Origin of the sequence: Yoonia sp. (genome assembly GCF_965660735.1) — a bacterium.
Classification (GTDB): domain Bacteria; phylum Pseudomonadota; class Alphaproteobacteria; order Rhodobacterales; family Rhodobacteraceae; genus Yoonia.
Map to the genome: position 1 here is coordinate 1 of NZ_CBFIBD010000025.1, position 18,288 is coordinate 18,288.

General features: G+C 59.1%; 18 protein-coding genes. 14 read left to right on the forward strand and 4 right to left on the reverse strand.

Annotated features, from left to right (window positions below; translation table 11 throughout):
* From ACTG4B_RS10240 to ACTG4B_RS10295, 12 genes are all read left to right on the forward strand, one after another.
* Window positions 1–1,291, forward strand: a 1,291-nt coding sequence (locus tag ACTG4B_RS10240) for a molybdopterin-dependent oxidoreductase (protein ID WP_439155604.1), incomplete at its 5' end; no start/stop codon positions are given.
* A gap of 108 nt (window positions 1,292–1,399) precedes the next feature.
* The gene (gene nuoH / locus ACTG4B_RS10245) at window positions 1,400–2,440 is read left to right on the forward strand and encodes an NADH-quinone oxidoreductase subunit NuoH (RefSeq protein ID WP_439155605.1); all 1,041 of its coding nucleotides are present in this window, start codon (window positions 1,400–1,402) and stop codon (window positions 2,438–2,440) included.
* 3 nt (window positions 2,441–2,443) lie between these two features.
* Window positions 2,444–2,938 carry an NADH-quinone oxidoreductase subunit NuoI gene (gene nuoI, locus ACTG4B_RS10250; RefSeq protein ID WP_439155606.1) on the forward strand — a complete coding sequence of 165 codons (495 nt, stop codon included), beginning with the start codon at window positions 2,444–2,446 and terminating at the stop codon, window positions 2,936–2,938.
* The gene (locus ACTG4B_RS10255; RefSeq protein ID WP_439155607.1) at window positions 2,935–3,336 is read left to right on the forward strand and encodes a carboxymuconolactone decarboxylase family protein; all 402 of its coding nucleotides are present in this window, start codon (window positions 2,935–2,937) and stop codon (window positions 3,334–3,336) included. The genes nuoI and ACTG4B_RS10255 overlap by 4 nt, the downstream gene beginning before the upstream one ends.
* Window positions 3,333–3,938 carry an NADH-quinone oxidoreductase subunit J gene (locus ACTG4B_RS10260; RefSeq protein WP_439155608.1) on the forward strand — a complete coding sequence of 202 codons (606 nt, stop codon included), beginning with the start codon at window positions 3,333–3,335 and terminating at the stop codon, window positions 3,936–3,938. Before ACTG4B_RS10255 ends, ACTG4B_RS10260 begins: the two co-directional genes overlap by 4 nt.
* Before the next feature lie 54 nt (window positions 3,939–3,992).
* Window positions 3,993–4,298 (forward strand): NADH-quinone oxidoreductase subunit NuoK, encoded by a 306-nt coding sequence (gene nuoK / locus ACTG4B_RS10265; RefSeq protein ID WP_183528144.1) that lies wholly within the window; start codon window positions 3,993–3,995, stop codon window positions 4,296–4,298.
* A 5-nt stretch (window positions 4,299–4,303) separates the two neighbouring features.
* The gene (nuoL, locus tag ACTG4B_RS10270) at window positions 4,304–6,388 is read left to right on the forward strand and encodes an NADH-quinone oxidoreductase subunit L (protein ID WP_439155609.1); all 2,085 of its coding nucleotides are present in this window, start codon (window positions 4,304–4,306) and stop codon (window positions 6,386–6,388) included.
* Window positions 6,388–7,929, forward strand: a complete 1,542-nt coding sequence (locus ACTG4B_RS10275) for an NADH-quinone oxidoreductase subunit M (RefSeq protein ID WP_439155610.1) — start codon at window positions 6,388–6,390, stop codon at window positions 7,927–7,929. The genes nuoL and ACTG4B_RS10275 overlap by 1 nt, the downstream gene beginning before the upstream one ends.
* 12 nt (window positions 7,930–7,941) lie before the next feature.
* A complete protein-coding gene (nuoN, locus tag ACTG4B_RS10280) occupies window positions 7,942–9,378 on the forward strand; it encodes an NADH-quinone oxidoreductase subunit NuoN (protein ID WP_439155611.1) in 1,437 nt (478 codons plus the stop codon).
* Window positions 9,368–10,129: a biotin--[acetyl-CoA-carboxylase] ligase gene (locus ACTG4B_RS10285; protein ID WP_439155612.1), complete on the forward strand. Its 762-nt coding sequence runs from the start codon at window positions 9,368–9,370 to the stop codon at window positions 10,127–10,129. Before nuoN ends, ACTG4B_RS10285 begins: the two co-directional genes overlap by 11 nt.
* 13 nt (window positions 10,130–10,142) lie before the next feature.
* Window positions 10,143–10,916, forward strand: a complete 774-nt coding sequence (locus tag ACTG4B_RS10290; protein ID WP_439155613.1) for a type III pantothenate kinase — start codon at window positions 10,143–10,145, stop codon at window positions 10,914–10,916.
* Complete coding sequence (locus ACTG4B_RS10295; protein ID WP_439155614.1) at window positions 10,913–12,577, forward strand: ribonuclease J; 1,665 nt, start codon at window positions 10,913–10,915, stop codon at window positions 12,575–12,577. Before ACTG4B_RS10290 ends, ACTG4B_RS10295 begins: the two co-directional genes overlap by 4 nt.
* 67 nt (window positions 12,578–12,644) lie before the next feature.
* Here ACTG4B_RS10295 and ACTG4B_RS10300 read toward each other — a convergent pair whose 3' ends face one another.
* The 4 genes from ACTG4B_RS10300 to ACTG4B_RS10315 form a co-directional block, all read right to left on the reverse strand.
* Window positions 12,645–14,141: a DEAD/DEAH box helicase gene (locus ACTG4B_RS10300; RefSeq protein ID WP_439155615.1), complete on the reverse strand. Its 1,497-nt coding sequence runs from the start codon at window positions 14,139–14,141 to the stop codon at window positions 12,645–12,647.
* Window positions 14,142–14,298: 157 nt separating this feature from the next.
* Window positions 14,299–14,787 (reverse strand): hypothetical protein, encoded by a 489-nt coding sequence (locus tag ACTG4B_RS10305; protein ID WP_439155616.1) that lies wholly within the window; start codon window positions 14,785–14,787, stop codon window positions 14,299–14,301.
* Window positions 14,788–14,840: 53 nt separating this feature from the next.
* Window positions 14,841–15,281, reverse strand: coding sequence for a hypothetical protein (locus tag ACTG4B_RS10310; RefSeq protein ID WP_439155617.1), 441 nt, complete (start codon window positions 15,279–15,281; stop codon window positions 14,841–14,843).
* Window positions 15,282–15,365: 84 nt separating this feature from the next.
* Window positions 15,366–16,961 carry a peptide chain release factor 3 gene (locus ACTG4B_RS10315; protein WP_439155618.1) on the reverse strand — a complete coding sequence of 532 codons (1,596 nt, stop codon included), beginning with the start codon at window positions 16,959–16,961 and terminating at the stop codon, window positions 15,366–15,368.
* A 91-nt stretch (window positions 16,962–17,052) separates the two neighbouring features.
* Here ACTG4B_RS10315 and ACTG4B_RS10320 point away from each other — a divergent pair, with 91 nt between their 5' ends.
* Together ACTG4B_RS10320 and ACTG4B_RS10325 are read left to right on the forward strand one after the other, a co-directional pair.
* Window positions 17,053–17,661, forward strand: a complete 609-nt coding sequence (locus tag ACTG4B_RS10320) for a hypothetical protein (RefSeq protein ID WP_439155619.1) — start codon at window positions 17,053–17,055, stop codon at window positions 17,659–17,661.
* A 47-nt stretch (window positions 17,662–17,708) separates the two neighbouring features.
* The gene (locus ACTG4B_RS10325; RefSeq protein ID WP_439155620.1) at window positions 17,709–18,281 is read left to right on the forward strand and encodes a hypothetical protein; all 573 of its coding nucleotides are present in this window, start codon (window positions 17,709–17,711) and stop codon (window positions 18,279–18,281) included.
* Window positions 18,282–18,288: the final 7 nt, after the last annotated feature.

Genomic DNA, 18,288 nt, shown 5'->3' on the forward strand with positions numbered 1-18,288 from the left:
CAGCATCCGGGTCGATACGAAGGGCCGCGAAGTCATGCGCTTTCTGCCGCGCAACCATGACGGCGTGAACGATGAATGGATTTCCGACAAGACACGCTTTGTCTGGGATGGCCTGCGCCGCCAGCGGCTTGATACCCCCTATATCCGCGAAAACGGCAAGCTGCGCAAAGCCAGCTGGCCCGAAGCCCTGAGCGCTGCGGCGACTGCGATGAAAGGCAAGAAACTGGCCGGTCTGGTCGGTGATCTGGCCCCTGTCGAAGCTGCATTCGCGCTGAAACAACTGATCGAAGGGCAGGGCGGTGTCGTCGAATGCCGCACCGATGGGGCGAAATTGCCTGCCGATAACAGGTCGGCATATGTCGGTACCGCCACGATCGAGGATATCGATACGTCAGAGGCGATCCTGATCGTGGGGTCGAACCCGCGTGACGAAGCCCCTGTATTGAACGCGCGTATCCGCAAAGCCTGGAGCAAGGGCGCTTTTGTCGGGTTGATCGGCCCTGCCGTCGATCTGACCTATGCTTATGAACATATGGGCACCGACCGTGCCGCACTGTCCGCCGCACAAGACGCAGGCAAAGCGATGACTGCTGCTAACCCCATCGTGATCGTCGGGCAGGGTGCCTTGCAAGAGGCGGATGGCGCTGCGGTTCTGAGCCAAGTCATGCAGATGTGCGAGGCGACCGGTGCGAAACTGCTGGTGCTGCACACTGCCGCCGGCCGCGTCGGTGCGATGGATGTCGGTGCCGTGGCCGACGGTGGCATGGACGCGATCAAGGATGCCGAGGTGATCTATAACCTTGGCGCCGACGAGGTTGAAATCGACGCCGGCGCATTCGTGATTTATCAGGGCAGCCATGGCGACCGCGGCGCGCATCGTGCCGATATCATCCTGCCCGGTGCCGCGTATACCGAAGAAAACGGCCTGTTCGTGAATACCGAAGGCCGGCCGCAACTGGCGCTGCGGGCCAGTTTCCCACCGGGCGAGGCCAAGGAAAACTGGGCCATCCTGCGGGCGCTGTCGGCGGAACTGAACGCGACGCTGCCATTCGACAGCATGGCGCAACTGCGCCAGACGCTGGTCAAGGCGCATCCGCATCTGGGTCGGATCGATGAAGTTGCCGAAAACGACTGGCAGCCGATCCCGGTCAAGAAACCCGGCAAAGCCGATTTCCGCAATGCGATCAGTGACTTCTACCTGACGAACCCCATCGCGCGGGCGTCAAGCCTGATGGCCGAACTCAGCGCCAATGCAAAGGCACGCAAGACCGCCCCGATGGCTGCGGAATAAGTGACGGGGTTTGCCCGCAAATTTGCCAGTCAAGGGCTGGCATCCAAGGCGCAGATTGGTTACGCGCTGGTTTATAAATGCGCCGCTCGACCGGTGTGAGGGACAAAGATGATTGAATTCTTCACCAATACCAACCTGGGCATTGTTCTGGTGATCCTTGCGCAGTGTCTGCTTGTGCTGGTTCCCCTGCTTTTGGCGCTGGCCTTTCTGATGTATGCCGACCGCAAGGTCTGGGCGGCCGTGCAGATGCGCAAGGGGCCAAACGTGGTGGGGGCCTTTGGCCTGCTGCAATCCTTTGCCGACTTCCTGAAATATATCGTCAAGGAAATCGTCGTGCCGGCGGGGGCCGACAAATTCGTCTTTTTCCTTGCGCCAATGATCGCCTTTGTGCTGGCCGTGATCGCATGGGCCGTGATCCCGTTCAACGATGGCTGGGTTCTGGCCGATATCAACGTGGCGATCCTTTACGTCTTCGCGATCTCCAGCTTGGAGGTCTACGGCGTCATCATGGGCGGGTGGGCGTCGAACTCCAAATATCCGTTCCTTGGGTCGTTGCGGTCTGCCGCGCAGATGATTTCCTATGAGGTGTCGATCGGCCTGATTATTGTCGGCGTCATCATTTCGACCGGGTCGCTTAATTTTGGCGACATCGTCGCGGCCCAAGACGGGGCTGGTGGCATCTTTAGCTGGTATTGGGTCGCGCATTTCCCGATGCTGTTCCTGTTCTTTATCAGTGCGCTGGCGGAAACCAACCGCCCGCCGTTCGATCTGCCAGAGGCGGAATCGGAACTGGTGGCCGGCTATCAGGTTGAATATTCATCGACACCGTTCCTGCTGTTCATGATCGGCGAACTGATGGCCGTGGTGCTGATGTGTGCGCTGGTGTCGCTGTTGTTCCTTGGCGGTTGGCTGTCGCCCATTCCAGGCCTGCCGGACGGCATCCTCTGGATGGTGCTGAAAATGGGCTTTTGTTTCTTCATCTTCGCGATGGTCAAGGCGATCACCCCCCGCTACCGCTATGACCAGTTGATGCGGATCGGCTGGAAGGTGTTCCTGCCGATGTCGCTGGCATGGGTGGTGATCGTGTCTTTTCTTGCAAAATACGAGGTTCTGGGGGGCTTTTGGGCCCGCTGGACAATGGGAGGGTAAGCAATGACCCAGATGGACTATACGCGCGCTGCGAAATATTTCCTCCTGCAGGATGTGTGGCAGGGTTTCAAACTGGGGATGAAGTATTTTTTCGCCCCCAAGGCGACGCTGAACTATCCGCATGAAAAAGGGCCGCTGTCGCCCCGTTTTCGCGGCGAACATGCGCTGCGCCGTTATCCAAATGGCGAAGAACGCTGCATTGCCTGCAAATTGTGCGAGGCGGTGTGCCCGGCGCAGGCCATCACGATTGATGCCGAACCGCGTGACGACGGCAGCCGCCGCACGACCCGCTATGACATCGACATGACCAAATGCATCTATTGCGGTTTCTGCCAGGAGGCGTGCCCTGTTGATGCCATTGTCGAAGGGCCGAATTTCGAATTCAGCACCGAAACACGCGAAGAACTGTATTACGACAAGGCCAAACTGTTGGAAAACGGCGACCGCTGGGAAGCCGAGATTGCGCGCAACCTCGAATTGGATGCGCCCTACAGATGACCGATCAGAACAATCCCTTTGATGCCATGATGAAGATGGGCCAGGACTGGGCCAAGTCGATGAACATTGACATGGATGCCTTTACGCCCAAGGGGTTTGAAAACCTCTGGCCCACCATGTCCAAGGACATGATGGAGAATTTTTTCGGCAAGGGGATCAATCCGGACGGGCTGGATGCGAAAACGCGGCTGCTGTTGACGCTGGCCGGGCTGACTGTGCTGGGCGCGCAGGCCGAGGCGCAGATCAGGCTGACCGTGCGGCACCTGATCGAAGCGGGGGCGACGAAACAGGAAATTGCCGAGGCAATCGCGCAGATGGGCCTGTTTGCCGGAATGCCCGCCATGACCAAGGCCATGACGCTGGCCAATGAAGTGCTGGAAAAGGACGAAACCGAATGACTGTTTTCGCGTTCACCTTCTATCTTTTTGCGATCACCACCGTGGTCGGCGGACTGCTCACTGTGCTCAGCCGCAACCCTGTCCATTCGGTGCTGTGGCTTATTCTTGCGTTTCTGTCGTCGGCGGGGCTGTTCGTGACGCTTGGCGCGGAATTCGTCGCGATGCTGCTGATCATTGTTTACGTGGGCGCTGTCGCGGTCTTGTTCCTGTTCGTCGTTATGATGCTGGATGTAGATTTCGCGGAACTGAAGGCCGAGATGGCGAAATACATGCCTCTGGCGCTGCTGATCGGCGTGGTGATCATCATGCAACTGGCGATTGCCTTTGGCGCATGGGAATTTTCCGATGGGTTCGAAATGCGCGTCGCCAGCCCGACGGGGGATATGACAAACACCGCCGCGTTGGGGATGTTGATTTACGACAAATATATCATGCTGTTCCAACTTGCGGGTCTGATCCTGCTGGTGGCGATGATCGGCGCGATTGTGCTGACGCTGCGCCACCGCGTCGATATCAAGCGCCAGAATGTGCTGGAACAGATGTATCGCGATCCCGCCAAGGCGATGGAATTGCGCGACGTGAAGCCGGGGCAGGGGTTGTGATGGCGAATTCTTCTGTAATTTTCTTCGCTGCGGACAAGACTGAGGGACGCACCAATGATCGGACTTGAACATTATCTCGCAGTGGCTGCGGCCTTGTTTGTCATTGGCATTTTCGGCCTGTTCCTGAACCGCAAGAATGTGATCATCCTGCTGATGAGCATCGAGTTGATGCTGCTGGCCGTGAATATCAACCTTGTCGCATTTTCCAGCTATCTGGGCGATCTTGTCGGGCAGGTGTTCACGCTGTTCGTGCTGACCGTTGCCGCCGCCGAGGCCGCGATCGGCCTTGCCATTCTGGTTTGTTTCTTCCGCAACCGCGGGACCATCGACGTTGAAGACGTCAACGTGATGAAGGGCTGAAGACCATGGAAACCATCATCCTTTTCGCTCCGCTTGTCGGTGCCATCCTGTGCGGGTTCGGCTGGAAGCTGATGGGCGAGAAAGCCGCCCAGTGGACGGCGACCGGCCTGTTGTTCCTGTCGGCCTTGCTGTCGTGGATCGTTTTCCTGTCATTCGATGGCACCACCGAAAACATTCAGATCATGCGCTGGATCGAAAGCGGCACATTGTCCACCGATTGGGCGATCCGGATGGACCGGCTGACGGCGATCATGCTGATCGTGATCACCACGGTGTCCGCGCTGGTCCACCTGTATTCTTTTGGCTACATGGCCCACGACGATAATTTCAAGGAAGGCGAGAGCTATCGCCCGCGTTTCTTTGCCTATCTGTCGTTCTTTACCTTTGCGATGTTGATGCTGGTGACAGCTGACAACCTTGTGCAGATGTTCTTTGGCTGGGAAGGGGTCGGGGTCGCGTCCTACCTTTTGATCGGCTTCTATTATCGCAAACCCACCGCCAACGCCGCCGCGATCAAGGCTTTTGTGGTGAACCGTGTGGGGGATTTCGGTTTCGCCCTCGGTATCTTTGCGCTGTATATGGTGACCGACAGCATCCGCTTCAGCGACATCTTTGCCGCGATCCCGGATTTACAGGATCACACGATCACTTTCCTCTGGGCTGACTGGAACACGCTGAACCTGATCGCCGTGCTGCTGTTCATCGGGGCGATGGGCAAATCGGCGCAATTGGTCCTGCACACATGGTTGCCTGATGCGATGGAAGGCCCGACGCCCGTGTCGGCGCTGATCCACGCCGCGACCATGGTAACGGCGGGTGTGTTCCTTGTCTGCCGCATGTCGCCGCTGATGGAATACGCGCCACAGGCAACAGCATTCATCGTATTCCTTGGGGCGACGACGGCGTTTTTTGCCGCGACCGTGGGTCTTGTGCAGAACGACATCAAGCGCGTCATCGCCTATTCCACCTGTTCGCAGCTGGGCTATATGTTCGTGGCTGCCGGGCTTGGTGTATATTCTGTCGCCATGTTCCACCTGCTGACGCACGCGTTTTTCAAGGCGATGCTGTTTCTGGGGGCCGGTTCGGTCATTCACGCGATGCACCATGAACAGGACATGCGCAATTATGGCGGGCTGCGTCACAAGATCCCCAAGACGTTCTGGATGATGATGATCGGCACGCTGGCCATCACCGGTGTTGGCATTCCGCTGCTTTACGTGGGTTTTCCCATTGGCTTTGCCGGCTTCGTATCCAAGGATGCCATCATCGAGAGCGCCTATGCGGGCACCCATGGCGGCTATGCGTTCTGGATGCTGGTGATTGCCGCGCTGATGACCAGTTTCTACAGCTGGCGGCTGATGTTCATGACATTCTACGGCACCCCGCGCGGTGACAAGCATACCCATGATCACGCCCATGAAAGCCCAAATTCGATGTTGGTGCCGCTTTATGTGCTGGCGATCGGGGCCGTGTTCAGCGGGATGGTCTGGTATGGGCCGTTCTTTGGATCGAACGACAAGGTCGGCAAATTCTTTGGCGTGCCCTATGCCGAAGCCGAGGTTGAGGCCGCGGCAGAGGGTGATCACGGTGCCGAGGAAGACCATGGCAAGGCCCATTACAATCTGGTCGGCGCACCGGGGGAAGGGGCCATTCACAACAGCCCTGACAACCACGTGCTGAACGACGCACACGCGGTGCCGATCTGGGTCAAACTGTCCCCCTTTGTGGCGATGCTGGCCGGGCTGGCACTGGCCTATCAGATGTATATCCGGCGTCCCGATTTGCCCGGAAAGCTGGCCGCGCAGCAGGCACCGCTTTACAACTTTCTGCTCAACAAGTGGTATTTTGACGAGCTTTACACCTTCATCATCATCAAGCCCCTGATGGCGCTTGGCCGCATCCTGTGGAAACAGGGCGATACGAATACAATCGACGGGGGGATCAACGGGTTGGCCATGGGGATCATTCCATTCTTTACACGGCTCGCGGGCCGCGCGCAGTCGGGGTATTTGTTCACCTACGCCTTTGCGATGGTGCTGGGGATTGCGGTGCTGCTGACCTGGGTCACGCTGACCGGGGGGGCAAACTGATGGGTAATATCCTTTCGCTGACGACGTTCATCCCGCTTTTGGGGGCCGTCATTCTGGCGTTGTTCCTGCGTGGCGATGACGCGGACGCACAGCGCAATGCAAAATGGGTCGCGCTGGTCACCACTGCGGTCACGTTCATCTGTTCGTTGTTCATCCTGTCCAACTTTGACCCGGCCAATACTGGGTTCCAGATGGTGGAAACCCGGCCTTGGCTGCTGGGACTGCAATACAAGATGGGTGTGGACGGGATCAGTATTCTGTTCGTGATGCTGACGACCTTCCTGATGCCGCTCGTGATCGCGTCCTGCTGGAACGTGACCACGCGCGTCAAGGAATACATGATCGCCTTCCTGATCCTTGAAACGCTGATGCTGGGCGTGTTCCTCGCGCTGGATCTGGTGCTGTTCTACCTGTTCTTCGAGGCAGGGTTGATCCCGATGTTCCTGATCATCGGCATCTGGGGCGGCAAGAACCGGATTTACGCATCCTTCAAGTTCTTCCTTTACACCTTCCTTGGGTCTGTCCTGATGCTGGTCGCCATGGTGGCGATGTTCGCCGATGCGGGCACGACCGATATTCCGACGCTGATGACCCATACGTTCGGCACCGAAACCGTCAGCGTGCTGGGTGTGCAGATCATGGGCGGCATGCAGACGCTGCTGTGGCTGGCGTTCTTTGCCAGCTTTGCGGTGAAGATGCCGATGTGGCCGGTGCATACCTGGCTGCCCGACGCGCACGTGCAGGCCCCGACGGCAGGGTCGGTCGTGCTGGCCGCGATCCTGCTAAAAATGGGCGGCTACGGCTTTCTGCGGTTCAGCCTGCCGATGTTCCCCGTCGGGTCAGAGGTGATGGGACCGCTGGTGTTGTGGCTGTCGGCAATTGCCATCGTCTACACCTCGCTGGTGGCCCTGGTGCAGGAAGACATGAAAAAGCTGATCGCCTATTCGTCCGTTGCCCACATGGGTTACGTCACGATGGGGATATTTGCGGTCAACCAGCAGGGGATCGACGGCGCGATTTTCCAGATGATCAGCCACGGCTTTATCTCTGGTGCGCTGTTTCTGTGCGTCGGTGTGATCTACGACCGGATGCATACGCGCGATATTGACGCCTATGGCGGTCTGGTGAACCGGATGCCAGCCTATGCGCTGATCTTCATGTTTTTCACCATGGCCAACGTGGGCCTGCCGGGGACGTCGGGGTTCATCGGTGAATTCCTGACGCTGGTGGGGATTTTCCAGGCGAACACGTGGGTGGCCGTGGTCGCCACCTCGGGTGTGATCCTCTCGGCGGCCTATGCGTTGTGGCTGTATCGTCGGGTGGTGTTGGGTGACCTGATCAAGGAAAGCCTGAAAACCATTCAGGACATGACCACCCGCGAGCGGGCGATCTTTGCGCCGCTGGTTGTGATGACGCTGCTGTTGGGCGTCTATCCTGCGTTGGTCCTCGACATGATCGGCCCCAGTGTAACGGCGCTGGTCGGCAATTATGAAACCGCGCTCGCGACCTTTGAGGCCGCTACGCAGTTCGCATTGAATTAAGGAACGGACGACATGATCGCCTCTGATATCCAAATCGTCATGCCGGAAATCCTGCTGGCCGTTTATGCCATGCTGGCACTGCTGGGGGCCGTTTACACAACCAAGGACGGTGCCGCACCGTTGCTGACATGGGTCACATCCGGTCTGTTTGTGGTGCTGGCGTTCTGGATCGGGATCAACGGTCAAGGTGCGCAATCCGCCTTTGGTGGGATGTTCATCGACGATGGCTTTGCCCGTTTCGCCAAGGTCACGATCCTGTTGTCGGCCGCCGCCGTCCTGCTGATGAGCGAGGCGTATATGCAGCGCCGCGGCCTGTTGCGGTTCGAATATCCGCTGCTGGTTGCACTGGCTGTCGTCGGCATGATGGTCATGGTCAGCGCGGGCGACCTGATGGCACTTTACATGGGGTTGGAACTGCAATCGCTGGCGCTTTATGTCGTTGCCGCCCTGCGCCGCGACAGCGTGAAATCCACCGAGGCCGGTTTGAAATCTTTCGTCCTTGGCGCGCTATCCTCGGGCCTGCTGCTGTATGGCGCGTCGCTGACATATGGCTTTGCGGGCACCACGTTGTTTTCCGGCATCATCGAAGCAACGGCAGATGACCCGTCGCTTGGGTTGCTGTTCGGGCTGGTTTTCCTGATCGCGGGCTTTGCGTTCAAGGTATCGGCGGCGCCGTTCCACATGTGGACGCCGGACGTCTACGAAGGGTCGCCCACGCCGGTCACGGCGTTCTTTGCCACCGCCCCCAAGGTTGCCGCGATGGCCCTGTTTGCCCGCGTCGTGCATGACGCCTTTGGCGGTATCGTGGGCGACTGGCAGCAGATCGTTGCGTTCTTGTCGGTGGTGTCCATGTTCCTTGGCGCGATTGCTGCCATCGGACAGACCGATATCAAACGGCTGATGGCCTATTCATCCATCGCGCACATGGGCTTTGCGTTGATGGGGCTGGCCGCGGGAACCGCCTTTGGCGTCCAGGCGATGCTGATTTACATGGCAATCTATGTGACAATGAATATCGGCACTTTTGCCTTTATCCTTGGCATGGAACGTGACGGGCGGCCCGTGACCCATATCGAAAGCCTGCGGATGTATTCCAAGCGCCAGCCGCTGCGCGCGCTGGCCATGTTGGTGCTGCTGTTCAGCCTTGCAGGTGTGCCGCCGATGGTCGGGTTCTTTGGTAAGTTCTATGTGCTGCGCGCCGCCTACGATGGCGGGCTGGCCTGGTTGGCCATTGCGGGCGTGATCGCATCGGTGATCGGCGCGTTCTATTACCTGCGTATCGTCTATTACATGTATTTCGGGGAAGAGGGCGACGTTCTGGATGGCAAGCTGAACCCCGTTCTGTGGACGTTCCTGATGGGGTCGGCGCTGATCATGGTCGTGGGCGTGGTGAACCTGTTCGGGATCGAACCGATGGCCGCCGCCGCGGCAGCGACGCTTGTCAACTAACGACACCGGCCAGGGGCATTGGCCCGAAGGTTATGCGCGCGTCGTGCTGGACAGCGTCGACAGCACCATGGCCGAGGCCGCGCGCCGGGCCGGCGCATTGGACCGCCCCACATGGATCATGGCCCACAGCCAGACAGCGGGGCGGGGACGCCGCGGGCGCGCTTGGGTCGCGCCCAAGGGCAACCTGAACGCCACGTTGATTTTCAAGCCAGAGGCCACGGCCGCAGAGGCAGCGCGCCGGTCCTTTCTGGCGGCCAACGCGCTTTATGCGGCACTGGCGATTTACGTGCCTGCGGTCAAGCTTTCGCTGAAATGGCCCAATGACGTGCTGTTGTCGGGCGGCAAGGTTGCGGGGATCCTGCTGGAAAGCAGCGGACAGGGGCGGTTCGTGGACTGGCTGTCCATCGGTTTCGGGGTCAATCTGGCCCAGGTGCCCGATGGCGTAACCGGTGCCAGCTTCCCCCCCATCAGCCTGAAGTCCGCAGGCGGTTGGGATGTGGACCCGGCGGATTTTCTGGCCACCCTTGCCGACGCTTATGCCACGCAGGAGGACAAGCTGGCGCATTTCGGTTTCACGCGCATCCGGCAGGATTGGCTGCGCCACGCCGCGCGGCTGGGCGAGGTCATTACCGCACGCACCGGCCGACAGGATATCACGGGCATTTTTGACACCATCGACGACGACGGAAACCTGGTGCTGATCACGGGCACCGGCCCTTGCGCTGTTTCCGCCGCCGACGTGTTTTTCTAAGGAGGGGCGGGGGATGCTTCTGGCCATCGATGTCGGCAATACCAACACCGTGTTTTCCATCTGGGACGGCACGCGTTTTATCGCCACATGGCGCACCGCGACCGAATGGCAGCGCACGGCGGACCAGTATTACGTCTGGCTGTCCAGCCTGATGCATTTCCAGAAACTGCATGTGGATATAGACGAGGTGATCGTCAGTTCCACCGTGCCGCGCGTTGTGTTCAACCTGCGGGTCTTTGCCGACCGATATTTCAACTGTCGCCCGCTTGTGGTGGGCAAGCCCGATTGCCTTTTGCCCACGCAACCGCGTGTCGACGAAGGCACGCAGGTTGGCCCTGACCGGCTGGTCAATGCGGCAGGCGCCTTTGACCGGCATGGTGGGAACCTGATTGTCGTGGACTTTGGCACTGCGACAACCTTTGACGTGGTGGATGTTGACGGCGCCTATGTCGGCGGGGTGATCGCGCCGGGCGTCAACCTGAGCCTGGAGGCATTGCACAATGCCGCTGCCGCCCTGCCGCACGTCGATATCACCAAGCCCCAGCAAGTCGTGGGCACCAACACGGTTGCCTGCATGCAATCGGGGATTTTTTGGGGTTACATCGGTCTGGTCCGTGAGATATGCGACCGGATCAAGGCTGAACGTGGCATGCCGATGCTGGTCGTATCGACCGGCGGGTTGGCGCCGCTGTTCCAGCAAAGCGAACCGCTGTTTGACGCGTTCGAGGATGATTTGACGATCCACGGCCTGACCGTGATCCATAAATATAACAAGGAAAATACATGACTGACCGCCTGATCTATCTGCCACTTGGGGGCGCCGGCGAGATCGGCATGAACGCCTATGTCTATGGCTATGGCGCACCCGGCAAGGAACGGCTGATCGTGGTCGATCTGGGTGTGACATTCCCCGACATGGACGGCACGCCCGGTGTTGACCTGATTCTGCCTGATATTGCCTGGTTAGAGGCGCGCCGCGCGCAGATCGAGGGGATTTTCATCACCCACGCCCACGAAGACCATGTGGGTGCTATCGGCCATTATTGGGACCGGCTTGGCGCGCCTGTTTATGCGCGCAAGTTCACCGCCAATATCGCCCGGCGCAAGCTGGAAGAGCAGGGCCATTCCCCCAACGTCGTCAAGGTCGTGGATGTCTATCCGCAGGTCATCGACTGTGGCCCGTTCAAAGTATCTTATCTGCCAATCAGTCATTCGATTCCCGAAAGTGCGGGCCTGTTGATCGATACGCCCGACGGCCGCGTCCTGCATTCGGGGGATTTCAAGATCGATGAAACCCCTGTTGTGGGTGATCCGTGGAATGCGGCGATCTGGGAAGAGGTGTCAAAGGACGGGGTCAAGGCGCTGATCTGTGACAGCACGAACGTGTTTTCACATTCCCCCGGACGGTCGGAAACAACCATCGGTCCCGCAATCACGGAAATGATGAAAGATGCCACCGGCATGGTCGTCGCGACGACTTTCGCCTCCAACATCGCGCGGCTGAAAACACTGGCAATGGCCGCACGCGACGCGGGCCGGTCGGTTGTGCTGTTGGGGCGCGCGATGCAACGCATGGTGCAGGCCGCAACGGATGAGGGCATTCTGGAAGGGTTTCCATCCGTCGTATCCCCCGAGGATGCGCTGAATATGCCGCGTGAAAACGTGATGCTGCTGGTCACCGGATCGCAGGGCGAACGGCGCGCGGCATCTGCGCAACTGGCGCAGGGGTCTTATCTGGGGCTGAAGCTGAAGGAAGGGGATACGTTCCTGTTCAGTTCAAAGACCATTCCTGGCAATGAACGCGGCGTGATCCGGATCATGAACCAGCTGTCGGAAATGGGTGTTGACGTGATCGACGATGCAGGTGGCAAATACCACGTGTCCGGCCATGCCAACCGTCCCGACCTTGAAACGCTGCACAAAATCGTCAAACCGCAGGTTCTGATCCCGATGCACGGCGAACACCGTCACCTGCGCGAACATGTCAAACTGGGGAATGCAGGTGGGCTGACCGGGATTGTTGCGGTCAACGGCATGATGATTGACCTGTCAGGCAATGCACCGAAGGTCGCGGAATATATCGAAACGGGGCGCACCTATCTGGATGGATCGGTGCAGATCGGGGCGATGGACGGGATTGTGCGTGACCGTATCCGCATGGCGTTGAATGGTCATATGATCGTGACGTTGATCATCGACGAAAATGACGAACCGCTGGGTGACCCATGGGTCGAAATCGCGGGGCTGGCTGAAACGGGCCGCAACAACGCGTCACTGGTCGAGGTTGTCGAGGAAGACCTGAGCCAGTTCGTAAATCGCGCAAATGCCAAGACCCTGCGGGACGATGTGAAACTGGAAAAAGAGCTGAAAATCATCGCACGCCGGTCGGCGCAAAGTGAAATCGGCAAAAAGCCAGAAGTGACAGTGATCGTGTCGCGGCTAAGCTGACGCAAAAGGCCGGGGTGAACCCCGGCCTGAATCTGTCTTCATCGGGGCGGGGATTTCCCCGCCCTTTTCATGTCTTGGCGCGTTCTTCGAAACTTTTTGCAATAAACGCTGGCGTGTCGTCGCCCATGCCGACAATCTTTTGATCACCCCGGTCGTGGGTCCGCCCCTTGCCACCGCGCGCACGTTCCTCGCGTTGCGGCTGCTTGCGTGGGCTGGGTTGTTCAGAGGGGGTGGCCTCTGGCTGCGCCTTGGCACTGGGTTCTGCTGCAACCTCGGGTTTTGCCACAGGTGCCGGTTTTTCGTCCGGCGTCGCCTCTGGCTTGGGCTCGGTCCGGCGGGTGCGTGTCCGCGTGCGCTTGGGCTTTTCATCCGGTGTGGCGGCCTGGGGTGCCGATTGTGGTGTTGCTTGTGTCTGGCCAAGCGGGTTTTCCAACCGCGGAATTTCATTCTGGACCAGACGTTCCACGTCTTCGAGGTTCTTTTCATCGCGCGGCCCGCAGATCATGATCGCCGTGCCGGTGCGGCCTGCGCGACCTGTGCGGCCGATGCGGTGCACGTAATCTTCGGCATGGCTGGGCACGTCAAAGTTGAACACATGCGTCACGGCAGGAATATCCAGACCCCGTGCCGCCACGTCAGAGGCGACAAGGAACCGCAGCTTGTTATCGCGGAACCCCTCCAGCGTGCGTGTACGGTGGCTTTGATCCAGATCGCCATGGATCGGGGCCGCGTCATAGCCATATTTGTTCAGCGATTTTGAAACGATATCAACGTCAGACTTGCGATTGCAAAAGATGATGGCGTTTGTGCAGGCATCACCTTCGGCGTCGATCAGGGCACGCAGCAGGGCGCGTTTTTCGGCGGGTTCCTTGGGCTTGGATGACCCTTTGAATATCACGACACCCTGTTTGATGTTCACGTTCGTCGTCGCAGCGCGCGCAACTTCGATCTTGGCGGGGTTCGACAGGAAAGTATTGGTGATCCGTTCGATCTCGGGGGCCATGGTGGCGCTGAAAAACAGAGTCTGGCGCGTGAACGGCGTGCGTTTGAAGATTTCCTCGATGTCGGGAATGAACCCCATGTCAAGCATGCGGTCCGCCTCGTCCACCACCATGATCTTGACGTCGGTCAGGATCAGCTTGCCGCGTTCCAGATGGTCCAGCAGGCGACCGGGGGTTGCGATCAGCACATCGACGCCCTTGTCGATCAGCTTGTCCTGGTCCTTGAAACTGGTGCCGCCGATCAGCAGCGCCTTGGTCAGTTTCGTGTATTTGGCATAGGCGTCAAAGTTTTCCGCCACCTGTGCCGCCAGTTCGCGCGTCGGCGCCAGCACCAGTGACCGTGGCATGCGCGCACGGGCGCGCCCGCGGCCCAGCAGGGTGATCATCGGCAGGGTAAATGCGGCTGTCTTGCCGGTTCCGGTCTGCGCGATACCCAGCACGTCGCGGCCTTCCAGCGCGGGGGGAATGGCACCGTCCTGAATGGGCGTGGGAGTGTCGTAGCCGGTTTCGGCCACAGCCTTCAGAACCTTGGCGTCAAGGTTCATATCGGAAAATTTCGTCATGAGCATCCTAAGTATGCGGTTACGGACCGCAATGGTGAAAGGACGCATTTATCCGAGCGTCCCGGCGTCGTCGGCCATTTCCGGCCATGACTGCGCATAGCCGAAACGGCCCAAAGGGTCAAGAAGCTGCCCTGCGGAACACAGTTTTCGCCCTGTCCTAGCGGTCTGACATGCGATCACTGGCATCCAGCACCTGTTGCAGCAGCGTGGCAGGGACGACACCGTGGTATCGCCCACGCCGCCCTTGCACGCGCAACGGCAGACCAGTGCGTGCAGCAGCGCGAAAGGCGGATTCGGTCAAAGGGATCACACCCACCTCGGCGCGCTGGCAGCCGTCGATGCAATGTGACCAGATCCGGTCGTGCATCTGATAGGGCAGGCGGATATCGCCCGCATAGACGGTTTCCACGACAGGCCCGTTGGGCACCCTGCGGCGGATATTTGTCAGAATGGCAAACTGGCGCCGCCCGTCACGCATGACCATCACCGGGCGCACTGTCATGATCGCCTTGTTGTCACGGAAAATCTCATGCTCTGGCGTGATGATTTCATTGAACCCGGTCCAGTCGTCATAGCGGATGACGATATCGGACTGCGGGGTGCAGGCGGCGATCAAAAAGCCCGAGAAAAGGATGCGCAACAACATGCTGCATCCTACGTGGTCGTGGTTAATGAAAGCTTACCAGCGGGCGCGCGGTCTCATCCGTCTATGATCTGGGCATTCACCATGATTGCAGACTGCCAAGTCTGATCGTCGGTCACGGGTTCAAGCGATCCGCGCAACGTCAGGCGCATCCCTTCCGTGATCACTGGCAAGGGGGCTGACAGGCTGACCTGAAGGGATGTCCCATGTTCAGGGCTGCCGCAAAACGGACAAAAGCCCATGTCGGATACCAACATCAGATCGCGGACGTTCGTTGTGCCGCCCAATGGCACGACAAAACCCGTGATGTCGAATTGTGCCACGCCATCCTTGATGGCCGAGGGGAAAACCTTGCGCACCTGATAGCTGTCATTGGTGATGATTTCCTGCACGTCAATCGCAGCGAGTGTATCCCATGCCGCGCTCTCGATCCGCTCTGCATAGGATGGTGAGGCGGCTGCAATCGCTGCGGCCAGGGACGCGGTTCGCGGTGTCATTCAAGGCTCCTTTTCGTTGCTGTGATCTGACATCGAAACCGGCCTTCTGTCCAGTTTTCGCGATTGATATGGGCGTGATACTGCCTAGACCATCATTTCCTTGGTCGCGGTCAGTGTCACATCAGGGTAGTCGCGGCCGACGCGGTCGATATCCCACTGCAGGCGGGTCAGATACACGGTATCGCCGTCGTTATCGGTGGCGATATGCTGTTTGTTCGCGGCCCCGAATTTCTCGACAGCGTCCTTGCTGCCTGATACCCAGCGGGCAGAGGTGAACTGCGATGGTTCAAACCGGACCGGCAGGCCGTATTCCAGTTCGATCCGGCTGGCCAGAACCTCGAATTGCAGCGCACCGACGACACCGACGATAAAACCGGACCCATAGGTCGGTTTGAACACCTTGGCGGCACCTTCTTCGGAAAATTGCATCAGCGCCTTTTCTAGGTGCTTGGCCTTCATCGGATCGCCCGCGCGCACGGTCTGCAGCAGTTCCGGCGCAAACGATGGAATACCTGACACGCGAATCGCCTCGCCTTCGGTCAGTGTGTCGCCGATGCGCAACTGGCCGTGGTTGGGGATGCCGATGATATCGCCCGCCCATGCTTCCTCGGCCAGTTCGCGGTCGGCGGCAAGGAACAGCACGGGGTTGGTGATCGCCATCTGCTTTTTACTGCGCACATGGGTCAGTTTCATTCCGCGTTCGAAATGCCCCGACGCAAGGCGCACGAATGCCACCCTGTCGCGGTGTTTGGGGTCCATGTTCGCCTGCACCTTGAACACGAAACCTGTCACTTTCGTCTCTTCTGGGGCGATGTTGCGCGGTTGCGCTGTTTGCACCTGCGGTTCGGGGCCATACGTGGCCAGTCCGTCCATCAGTTCGCGCACGCCGAATGAATTCATCGCCGACCCGAACCAGATCGGCGTCATTGACCCGTTCAGCACGCTTTCAGGGTCCAGTCGCGGCAGCAGTTCGCGGGCCATTTCGATTTCTTCAAGGAATTTTTCCAGCAGATGTGGAGGCACATGGGCGGCCAGTTTGGGGTCATCCAGCCCGCTGATCTGAATACTGTCCGCCACTTTGTTGCGGTCGGCACGGTCCATCAGTTCCAGCTTGTCGCGCAACAGATCGTAGCAACCGATAAAGTCGCGGCCGACGCCGATGGGCCAACTCGCCGGCGTGACGTCAATCGCAAGGTTTTCTTGAATTTCATCAATAATATCGAATGTATCGCGGCTTTCACGGTCCATTTTGTTGCAAAATGTCAAGATGGGCAGGTCGCGCAGGCGGCACACCTCGAACAGTTTGCGGGTCTGGCTTTCCACGCCCTTGGCCCCGTCGATGACCATGACCGCCGCATCGACTGCTGTTAGCGTGCGATAGGTGTCTTCGGAGAAATCCGAGTGGCCGGGCGTGTCGACAAGATTGAACCGGTATTTTTCAAAATCGAACGACATCGCCGATGCGGACACCGAAATGCCGCGGTCCTTTTCCATCTGCATGAAATCCGACCGGGTGCGCCGCGCCTCGCCTTTGGCGCGCACCTGACCCGCCATCTGGATGGCACCGCCATACAACAGGAATTTTTCGGTCAGGGTCGTCTTGCCCGCGTCGGGGTGCGAAATGATCGCAAAGGTCCGGCGGCGGGCGATTTCGGCAGGAAGGGCAGGGCGGTTTGTCATGCGGACGATCTAAGCATTCGTTGCGCAAAGGGCAATCGGGCAACTGTGCAATTTAACCAATGCTTTCCGGTTCGCGGGTTAGACCCATGTGATGAGATGGCGTATCGGATGGTTCCTGGCTGCGACCTTTGCCCTGGTGGGGTGTGGCGGTGGTGACGGCGGCGGCAGCGGGATCAACCCGCAGCTTTCCCGGCTGGACATCTACGAGGCGCAGAAACTGCGTGTGTTGGGTGACACCGGCACGGGGGTCATGGGCGTCGCAGTGACCGATGCAGGTGCAATGCCCCCGACGGGCACAGCGGATTTTGCCGGTTTTGCCACCCTGCGGGTCGAGGCTGAGACTCCGCTTGTCCTGTTTGGTGATGCGCAGGTCAATGTCGGCTTTGACGCAGGGCTGGCCAGCGGGCAGATTGATGCGGTTTTTGGCACAGATCGCAGCGGCCGAGTTGTTGATTACACCGGGGCGATCGTTCTGGATGCCGGTGTGGTTGGCGGTGACGTTCCCAGCGATCTCCAGCTTGATTATGGCGGTGTTCTGACTGCTGCTGGCGAAACACTGATCCTTGATGGTGCCGTGACGGGTGATTTCCGGGGCACCCCCGTCGCAGCGATCAGCCTTTCCGCGCTCGAGGCTGTGGTAGCTCATAACGGCCTTCCGACGCATGCGACGCTGGTGGTCGTGGCTGAAGTAACGCCATAGCAAATTTACCCTTTGTTAACGGTGGCGCAGCAAGATGATCGTCGAACATGCGGTGGATTATTCTTATTTTTGGCCTGCCTCTTGTGGGGTGCGGCGGGGCGGACGGCGGTGATATTGGCGGCGGGGATCGCCTTGCCGCATTTGACCGGCTTGCGGCCGATGCCGCGGCGCTGGATGTGACGGCCACTGCACAGTTCCCCATGAGCGGGCAGGTTGGATACACAGGTGCGGCGGTGCTCGACCTGCCGATTGACGGGGCCAGGGTCGCCTTCATCGCAGATCTTGTGATCAGGGTCAGCTTTGGTGCGGGCGATGCAGTTGTCGATGGTTCACTGGGGGCATTCACGGCAGACAACGGCGGCACGTTGGCCGGAGCACTGGCCATCAGCGACGGTGAAATTTTCGAGAATGCGGACCCCGACCTGGACTATCAATTCACCGCAAGCGTGGCGGGAACCCTTTCAGATCAAGCGGTGGCGCATGGTATCAGCGGCACATTGGCAGGTGATTTTCGCGGTCGCGATGCCGGTGCAATGGCTGGCGTCATCTTTGGTGATATCACCAGTGAGGGGATGGTCGATATCTTTGACGGGGTCTTTGCCGGCATGCGCCAGCCCTAGGGTGCCG